The 14151-nt window shown below is 56.1% G+C and carries 11 protein-coding genes; 7 read left to right on the top strand and 4 right to left on the bottom strand.

Translation table 11 applies throughout. The features are described from left to right. Window positions 1-13: 13 nt before the first annotated feature. The 4 genes from AC27VU_RS04845 to AC27VU_RS04830 all read left to right on the top strand — a co-directional run bounded on the left by AC27VU_RS04845 (window position 14) and on the right by AC27VU_RS04830 (window position 4524). On the top strand, window positions 14-907 hold the full coding sequence (locus tag AC27VU_RS04845) for a glycine betaine ABC transporter substrate-binding protein (protein ID WP_488723567.1): 894 nt from the start codon (window positions 14-16) through the stop codon (window positions 905-907). 12 nt (window positions 908-919) lie between these two features. Further along, the gene (locus AC27VU_RS04840; RefSeq protein WP_183784677.1) at window positions 920-1573 is read left to right on the top strand and encodes an ABC transporter permease; all 654 of its coding nucleotides are present in this window, start codon (window positions 920-922) and stop codon (window positions 1571-1573) included. Continuing rightward, window positions 1570-2727: an osmoprotectant ABC transporter ATP-binding protein OsmV gene (locus AC27VU_RS04835; protein WP_003221591.1), complete on the top strand. Its 1158-nt coding sequence runs from the start codon at window positions 1570-1572 to the stop codon at window positions 2725-2727. Before AC27VU_RS04840 ends, AC27VU_RS04835 begins: the two co-directional genes overlap by 4 nt. A gap of 633 nt (window positions 2728-3360) precedes the next feature. Further along, window positions 3361-4524, top strand: a complete 1164-nt coding sequence (locus AC27VU_RS04830) for a type III PLP-dependent enzyme (protein WP_003221589.1) — start codon at window positions 3361-3363, stop codon at window positions 4522-4524. 42 nt (window positions 4525-4566) lie between these two features. Here the strand turns inward: AC27VU_RS04830 and AC27VU_RS04825 are convergent, their stop codons facing one another. Both AC27VU_RS04825 and AC27VU_RS04820 read right to left on the bottom strand, forming a co-directional pair. After that, window positions 4567-5481, bottom strand: a complete 915-nt coding sequence (locus AC27VU_RS04825) for a hypothetical protein (RefSeq protein ID WP_488723566.1) — start codon at window positions 5479-5481, stop codon at window positions 4567-4569. Window positions 5482-5496: 15 nt separating this feature from the next. After that, window positions 5497-7713, bottom strand: a complete 2217-nt coding sequence (locus tag AC27VU_RS04820) for an alpha-xenorhabdolysin family binary toxin subunit A (protein ID WP_488723565.1) — start codon at window positions 7711-7713, stop codon at window positions 5497-5499. Window positions 7714-8020: 307 nt separating this feature from the next. On the opposite strand from AC27VU_RS04820, the gene AC27VU_RS04815 reads away from it, so the two are divergent. Continuing rightward, the gene (locus tag AC27VU_RS04815; protein WP_488723564.1) at window positions 8021-9085 is read left to right on the top strand and encodes an alpha-xenorhabdolysin family binary toxin subunit A; all 1065 of its coding nucleotides are present in this window, start codon (window positions 8021-8023) and stop codon (window positions 9083-9085) included. A 30-nt stretch (window positions 9086-9115) separates the two neighbouring features. Then, window positions 9116-10117 (top strand): alpha-xenorhabdolysin family binary toxin subunit B, encoded by a 1002-nt coding sequence (locus tag AC27VU_RS04810; RefSeq protein ID WP_488723563.1) that lies wholly within the window; start codon window positions 9116-9118, stop codon window positions 10115-10117. Window positions 10118-10134: 17 nt separating this feature from the next. Here the strand turns inward: AC27VU_RS04810 and AC27VU_RS04805 are convergent, their stop codons facing one another. Then, window positions 10135-10911, bottom strand: a complete 777-nt coding sequence (locus AC27VU_RS04805) for a tetratricopeptide repeat protein (protein ID WP_488723562.1) — start codon at window positions 10909-10911, stop codon at window positions 10135-10137. Next, window positions 10908-11588, bottom strand: a complete 681-nt coding sequence (locus tag AC27VU_RS04800; RefSeq protein ID WP_488723561.1) for a Fe2+-dependent dioxygenase — start codon at window positions 11586-11588, stop codon at window positions 10908-10910. Before AC27VU_RS04800 ends, AC27VU_RS04805 begins: the two co-directional genes overlap by 4 nt. 207 nt (window positions 11589-11795) lie before the next feature. Here AC27VU_RS04800 and AC27VU_RS04795 point away from each other — a divergent pair, with 207 nt between their 5' ends. Continuing rightward, complete coding sequence (locus AC27VU_RS04795) at window positions 11796-14117, top strand: TonB-dependent receptor (protein ID WP_262143691.1); 2322 nt, start codon at window positions 11796-11798, stop codon at window positions 14115-14117. The last annotated feature ends 34 nt before the right edge of the window (window positions 14118-14151 follow it).

The raw sequence follows: 14151 nt of genomic DNA, 5'->3' as shown, positions 1-14151 counted from the left end.
CGAAGGAATATTTATGAAACGATTTAGCTTGATCTTGAGCGGCCTCCTGCTGTTTGCAGGATTGGCCCAAGCCGCCGAAAAACCGGTGATTCGCCTCGGCGCCCGGGTGTTCACCGAGCAGACCCTGCTCGCGGAAATCACCGCGCAATACCTGCGCAGCAAAGGTTACGACGCGCAGATCACCGGCGGTCTGGGCAGCAACCTCGCCCGCAGCGCCCACGAAAGCGGGCAACTGGACATGCTCTGGGAATACACCGGCGTGTCACTGGTGGCCTACAACCATGTCACCGAAAAACTCGACAGCGAACAGTCCTACGCCCGGGTCAAAGAACTCGACGCGAAAAAAGGTCTGGTCTGGCTGACCCCGTCGAAATTCAGCAACACCTACGCCCTCGCCCTGCCGAAAAAAGTCGCCGAGGAGTACCCGCAGATCAACACCATCAGCGACCTGAACAAGGTGCTGCGCGATGAGGCCAAGACCAATCACCTGGTGGCGCTGGACACCGAGTTCGCCAACCGCTCCGACGGTCTCGACGGCATGGTCAAGCTCTACGACATGAACCTGACCCGCAACAACATCCGCCAGATGGACGCGGGACTGGTCTACACCGCGCTGCGCAACGGCCAGGTGTTTGCCGGTCTGGTCTACACCACCGACGGCCGCCTGAATGCCTTCGGCCTGAAGTTGCTGGAAGACGACAAGCACTACTTCCCCGACTACACCGCCGCGCCAGTGGTGCGTCAGGCCTACCTCGATGCGCACCCGCAACTGGCCGAGCAACTCAAGCCGCTGGCAGAACTGTTCGATGACGAAACCATGCGCCAGCTCAACGCGCGGGTCGACGTCGATCACGAAAGCCCATCGAAAGTGGCCGCCGACTTTCTGCGCCAGCACCCACTCAATTAAGGAGGAAAAGTCATGGAATTTCTGAACGCCTTTTCCCACCTCGACTGGCAGCAGGTGATGCACCTGACCTGGCAGCACATCACCTTGGTCGGCATCGCCGTCAGTCTGGCGATCCTCATCGGGGTGCCGCTGGGCATTCTGATGACGCGCTTCCCCAGCCTCGCCGGTCCCTTGCAGGCCAGCGCCACAGTGCTGCTGACCGTGCCGTCGATTGCGCTGTTCGGTCTGCTGCTGCCGTTCTACTCCAAGTTCGGCCAGGGCCTTGGGCCGATGCCGGCGATCACCGCGGTGTTCCTTTATTCACTGCTGCCGATCATGCGCAACACCTACCTCGCCCTGACGGGCGTCGAGCCGGGCATCCGTGAAGCCGCACGCGGTATCGGCATGACCTTCGGCCAGCGCCTGCGCATGGTCGAGCTGCCGATTGCGGTGCCAGTGATCCTCGCCGGGGTGCGCACCGCGGTGGTGATGAACATCGGTGTGATGACCATCGCCGCGACCATCGGCGCCGGTGGCCTCGGTGTGCTGATCCTCGCCTCCATCAGCCGCAGCGACATGTCGATGCTGATCGTCGGCGCGCTGCTGGTCAGTCTTCTGGCGATCTTCGCCGACCTTCTCCTGCAGTGGCTGCAACGTACGCTGACTCCAAAAGGACTCCTCAAATGATCGAACTTCAAAACCTCAGCAAGACCTTCCAGAGCAACGGCAAAGATGTCAAAGCCGTGGACTCGGTGAGCCTGACCGTCAATGAAGGCGAAATCTGTGTGTTCCTCGGGCCATCGGGTTGCGGCAAAAGCACCACGCTAAAAATGATCAACCGCCTGATCAAGCCGACCTCGGGCAAGATCCTGATCAACGGTGAAGACACCACCGACCTCGACGAAGTGACCCTGCGCCGCAACATCGGCTACGTGATCCAGCAGATCGGCCTGTTCCCCAACATGACCATCGAAGAGAACATCGTCGTGGTGCCGAAACTGCTCGGCTGGGACAAACAGAAATGCCACGACCGCGCCCGCGAACTGATGAGCATGATCAAACTGGAACCCAAACAGTATCTGCACCGCTATCCGCGTGAACTGTCCGGTGGCCAGCAACAGCGCATCGGTGTGATCCGCGCATTGGCCGCTGATGCGCCGCTGTTGCTGATGGACGAGCCGTTCGGTGCGGTCGACCCGATCAACCGCGAGATGATCCAGAACGAGTTTTTCGAGATGCAGCGGGCACTGAACAAGACCGTGATCATGGTCAGCCACGACATCGACGAAGCGATCAAACTCGGCGACAAGATCGCGATTTTCCGCGCCGGCAAACTGCTGCAGATCGACCATCCGGACACCCTGCTCGCACACCCGGCGGACGACTTTGTCAGCAACTTCGTTGGCCAGGACAGCACCCTCAAGCGTCTGCTGCTGGTGAAGGCTGAAGACGCAGCGGACAACGCGCCATCGGTCAGTCCAGAGACCCCGGTGGCCGATGCGCTGGAATTGATGGACGAGCATGACCGCCGCTACGTGGTGGTCACCTGTGCCGAGAACAAGGCGCTGGGTTACGTCCGTCGTCGCGACCTGCACCGCCAGACCGGCACCTGCGCGCAGTATCTGCGCGAGTTCAACGCCACCGCGGCGTACGACGAGCATCTGCGCATCCTGTTGTCGCGCATGTACGAGTTCAACCGTTCGTGGCTGCCGGTGATGGATGCCGAGCGGGTGTTCCTGGGAGAGGTGACGCAGGAGTCGATTGCGGCTTACCTGAGCTCGGGGCGTTCGCGCGGGATGAAGACCAATATCGTCTCGCCGGCTGAGGCGGTAGTGGCTTAAGCATGCAAATCTGTGGGAGCGGGCTTGCTCGCGAAAGCGTAATCTCAGTCAGCGGTGATGTTGGCTATGAAAATGTCTTCGCGAGCAAGCCCGCTCCCACAGGATTTGTGCAATTTCCTGGTGATTCGCAGGCGGAAAAGAATCTCAACAGCTGCGTTCACGGAACTTCTGCAAGCAGCCGCTCCCAAACGGCCAAAATCCCCCTCACACCCTCCTCTCGCCGCCAACGTCGCCGATGTTGCGCCTATCGCACTTACCCACGACTTAGCCGACAAAAGCATCGAACGTGCAGGTATTTTTAACACATGAAAATTCTCGGGGAACATCTGTCCGTCATCTCGGTCGGCTACAAAGAGTGATATCCGCGACGTACGTCAGAAGCGTGCAAAAACGCGACATTTTTAGTTGATCTCAGGCCCCTCACGCCCTAAAGTTCGCGCCGAACGTCCATGCTGGAAACGATCCATCCGGCTCAAGTACTGACGACGAGACAGCAAGGCCAAGGGCAGTTACGCCCGTGGCCTTTTTGCTTTCGGCGACATGCCTTGGGAAGTAGGCGAACCAAAGTGGGGATACGGAGGACGTTCATTTACACCCATGTTTTTACCCGTTTGCCCATAGGAGCACTCCAGCATGTCGATCCAGGTCGAAGACTATTTCGCGCGCGAAACCTTTCAGAAAATGAAGGCGTTCGCCGACAAACAGGAAACCCCGTTCGTGGTGATCGACACCGCGATGATCAGCCAGGCCTACGATGACCTGCGCGCCGGTTTCGAATTCGCCAAGGTCTACTACGCGGTCAAGGCCAACCCGGCCGTCGAGATCATCGACCTGCTCAAAGAGAAAGGCTCGAGCTTCGACATCGCCTCCATCTATGAGCTGGACAAAGTGCTGAGCCGTGGCGTCAGCCCGGACCAGATCAGCTACGGCAACACCATCAAGAAATCCAAGGACATCCGCTACTTCTTCGAGAAGGGCGTGCGCCTGTACGCCACCGACTCCGAAGCCGACCTGCGCAACATCGCCAAGGCCGCGCCGGGTTCGAAAGTCTATGTGCGCATCCTCACCGAAGGCTCGACCACCGCTGACTGGCCACTGTCGCGCAAGTTCGGCTGCCAGACCGACATGGCCATGGACCTGCTGATCCTCGCCCGTGACCTGGGCCTGGTGCCTTACGGCATCTCGTTCCACGTGGGCTCGCAGCAGCGTGATATCAGCGTCTGGGACGCGGCCATCGCCAAGGTCAAAGTGATCTTCGAACGCCTGAAAGAAGAAGACGGCATTCATCTGAAGCTGATCAACATGGGCGGTGGCTTCCCGGCCAACTACATCACCCGCACCAACAGCCTGGAAACCTACGCCGAAGAGATCATCCGTTTCCTCAAGGAAGACTTCGGTGACGATCTGCCGGAAATCATTCTGGAACCGGGCCGTTCGCTGATTGCCAACGCCGGTATTCTGGTCAGCGAAGTGGTACTGGTTGCACGTAAATCCCGCACCGCCGTCGAGCGTTGGGTGTATACCGATGTGGGCAAGTTCTCCGGCCTGATCGAAACCATGGACGAAGCGATCAAGTTCCCGATCTGGACCGAGAAGAAAGGCGAGATGGAAGAAGTGGTCATCGCCGGCCCAACCTGCGACAGCGCCGACATCATGTATGAGAACTACAAGTACGGCCTGCCGCTGAACCTGGCCATCGGTGATCGTCTGTACTGGCTGTCGACCGGTGCGTACACCACCAGTTACAGCGCCGTCGAATTCAATGGCTTCCCGCCACTGAAATCGTTCTACGTGTAATCGACACCTCCGAGTAAAAAAGGCCCATTGAATGGGCCTTTTTTATTTTTTCAGCCAGTTTTCGAAGTGCGTCAACATCTGCAAAATCTCATCAGCGCCTTCCAGAGCCGATTCGATCTTGAAATTCAGCAGCCCCATGGTGGTCATATTTTCGGTTTGTGTGAGGGCAGTGCCCAAGCCTCTCGCACGCTCAGATACGTTTCTGAGGAACACGCCCATCTGAATATTCAGCGGTACGAACTCATTGAAGAGCTTAGCAATATCGGCCTGAAACTCGGCAGCCCTGATCGTGGGGTCTGAAGAAGAGTAAGCAATGTCCCAGGGAGGCGTTGTGGCAGGATTCCTGAACAACTCTTGCGCGACAGTCGGTTGTAGATGACAGGCACACGACTGCCAACCCATTATCTTGATAAATGCCGCGTTCAATCCAAATGATGCCTCGCCCAGCATGTCAATCTGGCCCTCAATCGGATTGATTACTCCGCTCAAGCTCCAGAAACAATTACCCAACTGGTGCACCAATCCTCTGGGGCTGGTAGGTGGAGACCGTCCCCAGTCCGTCGAGCGATACAGACTGTAACTTGTTACGTCAACCTGACTGACAGGTGCGCGTTTCGATGTTCTCTGTGTTATTTCCAAAGATTCACGTCCAAACGTATCCAGGTCACTCAAATACCGACTGGTCAAACTCCGCAGGTCTCTAATTCGCTCCCAGCTCCCTTGCAGATATTGTTCATAAAAGTTAACGCGGTTCAGGCGCGTATCCCAGGACAGTTCTGCGCGTTGATGACCATTTTTTCGTCGCGCCTCAAATACAACCGGCGTGTTGTCGTAGGTCGGTATCAACAGACCCAGCCAACGGACATACCGATTCAGCACCTCGCGCTGCGGCGCCGAAAACTCATAACTCACTGAATTCATATTTCCTGTGCAGGAAGTGGGCGAGCGATCGCCCACTTCCTCACCTCCTTGTTATTGGGAAATGGATTTCAGAACGTTTACGGCTTCGGCAATCCGGGCAATTGCAGAGTCTGCCCGGCCGTCCACCGGCACCGAAGTGTCCTGGGTAAACTCAGTAGAGAGCAGATCAAAGTAGTTGATCAGGCTGGCAAACTCCTTGGCGTACTTCGAACGTTCGTCGTCCTGCTCGTCCAGCGTAGTGACCAGTTCGATACGCCCGACAATCCGAGTGCCATCGTTGAGGTGCTTTCGCAACTGAGCGCGCATTTCGGCTGCTTTGTCGCTGAGTCGACGGTATGCAGCCAGCATGTTGAGATAAGAAATCGCCTCACCAATACCAGAAATCAATTTTTTCAGGGTATCAATAGCTAACATGGCGATTTGAACTTGCGGAGGCGCCAGACCCAACGCCTTCAGATTTTCAAGCGATAACTGGGCTTCCTGGCCAATTTTTTCGATACCCGCCTTGGTGATCAGATCAATCGCATCGGAAATAGACTTTATCTCAGCAGTGAAGGCTGCAATTTTCTCTTCGGATTGGGTCTTGAGTTCCTCGTTACTGACACGCTCTTCTTCCAGCTTGACGATCCACTCCGCCGACGCCTTGCGGTCATAGACTGCGCCAATGCTGTTGTGGATACTTTTCAAGTCTCGAGTTTGCGCAGAGACTTTAGCGAAAATATCTTTCAGTTCCACCTCCATGTCCTCGCGCACCTCTTCCGCATCCTCCGGAGAACTCAATTCTTCCTGATAGGATTTTAAATTCCTCTCGGACAGCACCAGACTGATGCTTAGTCTCTGCGCCTTGTCGCGCAATTCAAAAGTTGCCTTGTTCAACGCCAGTGCCATACCGTTCATAGCCCCGACAGTGCCGGGCATGTAATCGAATTGCTCAAAGAGCATTTGCGCAGTAGTGTTCAGTCGCTGCACGGACGCATTGTGTTCGCGCAGTTTTTGCATATTGAACGCTGGTTCTACAGCATTGATCGAAAAATTTTGCATTGCAGCCCTACTCCGAATCGCGACATTATTGTTTTGGTATTCTTTATCGGCTTCCGCAAATACCTCCAACAACTGATCGGCCTTGGATTGTATTTGCTCCCACGGAGCGATGATTTGAACTATCTGATTCTTGAAAGCGCGCAACGTCACGGACTCGTCGATTTCATTGACTTTATTAATTGAGGCAATGACATAATCACCGAGCGCGTTCCAAACCAGCATGAGGTTTTGCGTTGCTACATCGGCCTCGATCGCAACGTAACTAAGGTTTTGCAGATCATCACGAACTTTATTCAGCGAACTCAGCGTCTGGTTCTTGCTGGCCATTTTTTGATTATCGGCCTGCTGCAGTTGCTTCAACGCATTACGTTCACGGCGTATTTTTTCAGCTTTGACACCCTGATAGATAGCCATGACCAGTCCACCAATGTTAAGACCCGCCGCATCTCTGATCGCATCTTGAACCAACTTTTCATATTGTTTGTTCAGCTCATCAATCTCAGCGGAACGCTGATCCATTTGACCTTGCAACTCTTTGATATCGGACGCGTACGTATTCCTGGAAACGAACTCCAGTCGCAGCTTGATTTCCGGCAGAACAGACGCCCGCATATCGGTGCCGAAACGGTCCAGTTCCCCGCGTACCTCTTCGGCTTTTTGATGACAAAGTTTGATTGTCGACAGCAAGCTATTCAGATAACTTCGAATATCGGCGATATCACCAGGGGCAAGATCGAGATCTGGTAGCCCTGGCATTTGCCGTTGAAGCTTCAGGTATTGTTGAACAGTAGTAATATCATGCTCTTCCAGATATTTAGAAGCCCTCAGATCGTTATACACTTCAACAATGGCATCACCCGTTCCGATGATGCTGCCAGCAAATATCTTCAGATCATTTCCCGTCAGCATTATTTTCTCGCGCAGAGGCGACCAGCGTCGTGCATGCTGATAGGTCGTGGTAAAAGTTCGCAAAAAATCCCGAGCAGTGCGTCCCACACCACCGTCATCACCGGAGCCATAGTTAAGATAGGCAATGACGTCGTCCAATTGAATCGGCAGGGACAAACCTAGCGCCTCATACCGCCTTAAATTGTTTATTTGCTCTTTGGTCACATGGAGACCGGTGTCCCGGTTGTATTCTTCGCCCTCACCCAACGAAGCGTTCACAAAAAGCAATGGGGCTTTTGCGGCGACCTCAACCATCTTGTCATTTAAATTCTGTTCCATCGGAGACTCCTTGTCTTCTTCGGATATTAATATTGATTATTCACTTACAGCGTTGGCGCGCTCATCCGGAGCGCAATCAAATCAACGCCACCCCTCAACTTAGATCGACAAAACCATCACATGCAACCAATCAAATATTAAAATTGAATACACAAACATCGTCTTGCGACAGACAACCAGCCACCCATGCAAAAAATTACAAAAAACGACAAATCATAACCAACAACAAGTCACAATCAATACATGTACTCAACAGCGAATCCAAATTCAACCTAAGGACTCAAACAACACTTCAAAGGAATTGAAAGTGCAACCCATCTCAAAACCGCTCATCACCAAAGATGACATTCGAAAAATAAAAAACTACATTTCCGCCGCCAAGGCATTGCCACGCGATATCGAAGATGTCGAAAGGCAATTGAAAACAAAACGCACCGGCATCATCGGTCTGGAGTTAACCGACATTGTCGAACTCAATCACACGATGATTAACAATGCCAATTCCTGGACAGATATCGAATATTCGATGCGGCTCGTGGCCGGCAGCCTCGCTACCTTCTCGGAAGACCTGGAAAGTTTCGGTCAGGACATTATCGACGCGATCGTGACCATGCCGGGCTACATCAACTTCATTGGCACTATCAACTCGCTGAGTGAAGAAGAGATAAACAGTCTGCCGCCGCTGGAAATCGGTCGGGAAGAAAAGAACCGATTCGGTTCCATCCAGGAATCACTGGCGTTCATTGCACGGTCGATCGAGGACAAAAAGCTCAGCAGCCAGGACGTCAATGAGCGCCTGAAATACTTCAAGGCGGAGCTCAACGACAAGGTCGCCGTCAGAATTGGCGAAAAACTGAAACTGGCCGGCGATGCGCAAATCAACCGACAGCTTACCGAGTTGAATGCCGCCATTGATCTTGCCGAGCAGCGTATTGCCGAGAAGACCAGAGAGTCCAATGCTGATTTTTTCGACTACATCTTCGGCACCATCGTGGTTTACACCGGTGGCGGACCCGCCTGGTATCGGCACGTCAATCTGCAGCAGGCAATCCACTTGCGTCCGCTGATCGAGCAACGAGATTTGCTGGCCGAGCAGGTCAAGCAAAAAAACATTCTTGCCGGCACGCTCATGGAGTTTCAGTCGAGCTTGAGCAGTATGTCGATCTATGTCGAGGGCGCCGTCAATAGCACCTCACAACTTGAGCAGCTGTGGAGCGAAATTACTCAGTACATCAACGCCTCGCAAAACACAGTAATGGGCATGCATGAATTCCTGACCCTCAGAACTTTTGTCGCGAGTTTCAAGGTTGTTCTCAAGAACTGGAAAACCGTTCAGAACAACTCGAACCTGCTTATCAGCGCTTTCGACTAACGCCATCCATCCAAGCGAGAATAATTTCCCATGACAACCATTGCTTACGCCCTGCCCGATCTTGGCCGCCTTAACGAAAGCCGCGAGGCGATTCGTTACCAGGCGATCATCGGCTCCGCCAATCTGTACATCAAAGCCCTGAGCGATGAATTGCTCAGCTTGAATACCGCCGTCAGCGATCTGGATCTCGCGGCTGCCAACGCCATCACTACGGCAATCTCTGTACTGGATACAGACGAACTGAGCGAAAACCTGCAGGCCCTGGCCAGCCTCGGCGAGGCTGAATCCACCCCTCAGGCTGCAAACGCACGCAAGCTTTATTCGCAGGCTGTTACAGGACTGATCAGGCTGTGTATCGATCAAATGACCACGCTGCACTTGTCACTGCACAACGGTGTATTCGGTGTGCAGAGCATCGCCATCAGCAACAACCGTTTCCGGCTCGAGGAACTGGCCACCGCCAAAGTCGATCTGGACCGTGAATACACCGCCGAGAAAATCCCGCTGGCTCAATTGAAAGACGATGAGGCGGTTCTGAATCTGGCCATTGCGGAGTTTGAAAAACTGACAGTCATCGACCGAATCAAACCGCTGTTCGAGCAACTCAAGGCGATGTTCAGCGGCAAACCCAAAAGCCCCGAAGCCCTGGCGCTGGAAGCTGGACTGCTCGTCGCCACCAAGTTTCTCGACGAAGGCAACGAGTTGATCAAATACAAGGACCTGCTCAGAGCGCGACAGATCCTGCAGACGCGCCTCGACCAGCGCGAGGAGCGTGTGGCCTCGCTGGCCAAACAGCTGCGGGACAACGATGACAAGAGCCGTCAGTTGACCGACACTCAGAAGGTCCTGCCCCACCGGCAAACCTATGTCAGCGAAACCGGTAAATTGACCGAAGCGCTGTCAGCGTTTCTCAGTGCTGTCACTGCTTCGCCCAACGACAATATCCTGCTGCGCGGCGAGCGAGTGCTCGAGCACAGCCAGGCCTTGCGCAATTATCTGTATCCGCTGCAGGGACGTTGGTTGCGTGGCTGATTGATCGCGCCTGCCATTCACGCCTGATGAAGGGCAGACGCTCCGCCAGCGAGGATCGACAGACGCTGACGGTAAGCCTCGCCCATGGCGCGCATCTGCGGATGCGCGGAGGTCAGCAGCGACTCGCTGCTGACCTGTAAGAATTTCACGTTGCCGATCACCAGGGCTTTCTCAAGCCATTGCAATGCGTCATCGAGGCGCCCTGCTTCCGCCAGGATCGCGGCATGACTGAACTGCCCACGAAAATCCCCGGCCTCGGCCGAACGTCGATACCAGTCGTGCGCTGCTGCCGGATCGGCCTGGCAGGCCTGGCCCTCTTCCAGATAACGTCCCAGCAGGTTCATCGATTTGGCATGGCCGGCTTCGGCGGCGCGTTGATACAGCGCCAGCGCCTGAGCATGATCCACCGCTACACCACGCCCGGTCGCGAGCAGATTGGCCAGGTTGTAAATCGCCCAGTCCAGGCCGGCATCCGCGGCCATTCGATAATGCTGCGCGGCAACCGCAGCATCCGCCACACAGCCCCAACCATGCTCATGGCAGCGACCGAGCATGTTGCGCGCCATTAAATGCCCCTGGCCGGCAGCGATAGCAAACCAGCGCAGCGCCAACGGTTGATCCTGAGCGATGCCACGGCCGTCGAGCAGGATCTGCCCGAGCAATGCCTGCGCTTCGACAATGCCCTGACCGGCCGCGAGCAGAATCGCCTGCGCGGCACGGGCCGGACTTTCTTCGAGCATGGCGCTGAGCTGTGCACCGTCGAGCACTTCCTCGCGCCGCAGTTGAAAACTCATACCTCGACCCAGCGCCGCAGCAGATTGTGATAGGTGCCGGTGAGGCGGATCAGCGACGGGTGATCGGGCATGTCTTGAGTCAGCTGCTGGATCGCCCCGTCCATCTCGAACAGCAAGGCGCGCTGGCTGTCTTCGCGTACCAGACTTTGCGTCCAGAAGAACGACGCATAACGCGTACCGCGCGTGACGGCATTGACCTTGTGCAGGCTGGTGCCGGGGTACAGCACCATGTCGCCGGCAGGCAGTTTTACCCGCTGGGTGCCGAAGGTGTCCTGGATCTCCAGCTCGCCACCGTCGTAGTCCTCGGGCTCGCTGAAAAACAGCGTGGCCGAGAGATCGGTGCGCACCCGTTCGATGCTGCCCTTGTGCTGGCGTACAGCGTTGTCGATGTGAAAATCGAAACTGCCGCCCGCCGTGTAGCAGTTGAGTAACGGCGGGAATACTTTGTGCGGCAGCGCGGCAGACATGAACAGTGGGTTTTTCCACAGCCGTTCGAGCATCGCTGCACCAATTTCCTTGGCCAGTGGATGACCTTCAGGCAGTTGCAGATTGTGCTTGGCCTTGGCCGACTGGTAACCGGCGGTGATCTTGCCATCGGCCCAGTCAGCCTGCTCCAGCGCCTCGCGAATGCGCTGCACTTCGTCTTTGGCGAACAGGCCGGGAATGTGCAGCAGCATGACGAACGTACCTGATGGCAAAGGGGTGCCAATGGTATTGATTCTTATTGACCGTGTAAAACCCGTGTGACGAATGAATCGGCAAAAACCGTAAGGCCAAATTGTAAAGAATGTAAATTCGTCGCGAATAACAATATTTCGCAATTGATACGAATACCTGTTTACCCTATATTCCGCCGCCTCAAATCCTTGGGGAGGGGAATAAAAATGTCACGTCAACACGCACAATTGCCGGTCAGTTCACCACGTCTGCTCGCTTCGGCCATTGGTGTCGCCATTACTGCCGGCTCCGCTGGGCACATGGTATTTGCCGCCGAAAAGACCGACAGCAAAGCCTCCGGCAATGCCATCGCTCTGGACGCTACCGCCATCACCGGTGAAGCGCAGGACCCGACGTCCTACCAGGTCGAAAAAGCCTCCTCGCCCAAGTACACCGCACCGCTGGTCGACACCCCGCGCTCGGTCACTGTGATCCCGCAACAAGTGCTGAAGGACACCGGCGCGCTGAACATGCAGGACGCGCTGCGCACCGTACCGGGCATCACCTTCGGTGCCGGTGAAGGCGGCAACCCGCAGGGTGATCGTCCGTTCATTCGCGGTTTCGACGCTCAGGGCGACACCTATCTCGACGGCGTGCGCGACACCGGTTCACAGAGCCGCGAAATCTTCGCCGTGGAAAACATCGAAGTCAGCAAGGGCCCGAACTCCGCCATCGGCGGTCGCGGCGCGGCTGGCGGCAGCATCAACCTGGTGAGCAAGAAAGCGCACCTGGGCAACTCCTTCGACGGCGGCTTCACCTGGGGTTCCGACCAGACCCAGCGCTACACCCTGGATGGCAACTACCAGTTCAGCGACACCGCTGCCGGCCGTCTGAACCTGATGAGCCACGAGAGCAACGTCGCCGGTCGCGACAGCGTCGATTACGATCGCTGGGGTATCGCCCCGTCCCTGGCGTTCGGCCTGGGCACCGACACCCGCGTCAACCTCGACTACTACCATCTCGAAAGCAACGACACCCCGGATTCGGGCATTCCGTACACCATTCCGGCTGCAGGCTCGGCGGCGCGTACCAAGTCCAATCCGGACAAACCGTACGCCGGTGGCGATCACAGCAATTTCTATGGCCTGGACGATCGCGACTTCCGCAAGGGCCGTACCGACACCGCGACCTTCGCCATCGAACATGATCTGAGCGATTCGCTGACCATCAAGAACACCCTGCGCCACGGCACCAGCATGCAGGATTACATCCTGACCCAGCCGGACGACAGCAAGGGCAACGTCAACAACGGCACCGTGTGGCGCCGTGCCAACACGCGCGTCAGCAATACCGAAACCACCACCAACCAGACTGATCTGTTCGGCAATTTCTACATCGCCGGTTTCAAGAACAGCTTCTCCACCGGTGTCGAGTACACCTACGAAGAAGCCCAGAAGTCCTCGTACAACGTCAACACCGACACCACACCGCGCAGCCCGGGCAACGCCAGCACCAACTGCACCCCGTCGATGATCGGCGCCTCGAGCGGTTACAACTGCACCTCGCTGTCGAACCCGAATCCGGGCGATCCGTGGAACGGCGCGATCTCGCGCAACTACGCCGGCACCGACACCAAGGCCAACACCTATGCGCTGTACGCGTTTGACACTCTGGAGTTGTCCGAACAGTGGCTGGTGAACATGGGACTGCGTTACGACCACTTCTACACCGACTACAAAACCTACACCAACGCCGGCACCACCACCTCCAAGGGTGATGACACCAGCGAGTTCGTGACCGGTCAGTTCGGCGTGGTCTACAAGCCAGCTCCGAACGGTAGCATCTACGCGTCCTATGCCACGTCTGCGACGCCACCTGGCAACACGTTGGGCGAGGGTATGGAAGGCAACCCGCTGGGCGGCACCCCGGATCGCAATGGCAACCTGCTCAAGAGCGACATGGAGCCGGAAACCACCAAGAACTACGAAATCGGCACCAAGTGGGATCTGTTGAACGATCGCCTGTCGCTGACGGCTGACATCTTCCGCACCGAGAAAGAAAACGCTCGTGTGCAAGTCGACACAACCTCGTACGAAAACGCCGGCAAGACCCGTGTGCAAGGTATCGAGCTGTCGGCCAGCGGCAAGATCACAGACAAGTGGCAAGTGTTCGCCGGCTACGCGTTCATGGACAGCGAACAACTCGACGGCGGCCCGATGGGCAAGGCCAACGATGGTAACGAGTTGCCGAACACGCCGAAAAACAGCGCCAGCCTGTGGACCACTTACCAGGTCACGCCGAAGCTGACCCTCGGTGGCGGCGCGTTCTACGTCGACGACGTGTACGGCAGCGTGGCCAACACCACTATGGTCGATTCCTACGTACGTTACGACGCGATGGCTGCCTACAAGCTGAGCAAGAACGTCGACCTGCAACTCAACGTGCAGAACCTGACCAACGAGGTCTACTACGACAAAGCGTTCTCGACCCACTTCGCCAATCAGGCGGCGGGCCGTACGGCACTGTTGAGCACCAACTTCCACTTCTGACCAACGCTGTAAATGTGGGAGAACCTGTAGGAGT

The organism is Pseudomonas sp. 14P5.3.2, assembly GCF_057799175.1.
This window is presented reverse-complemented; position numbering and strand designations above follow the sequence as displayed.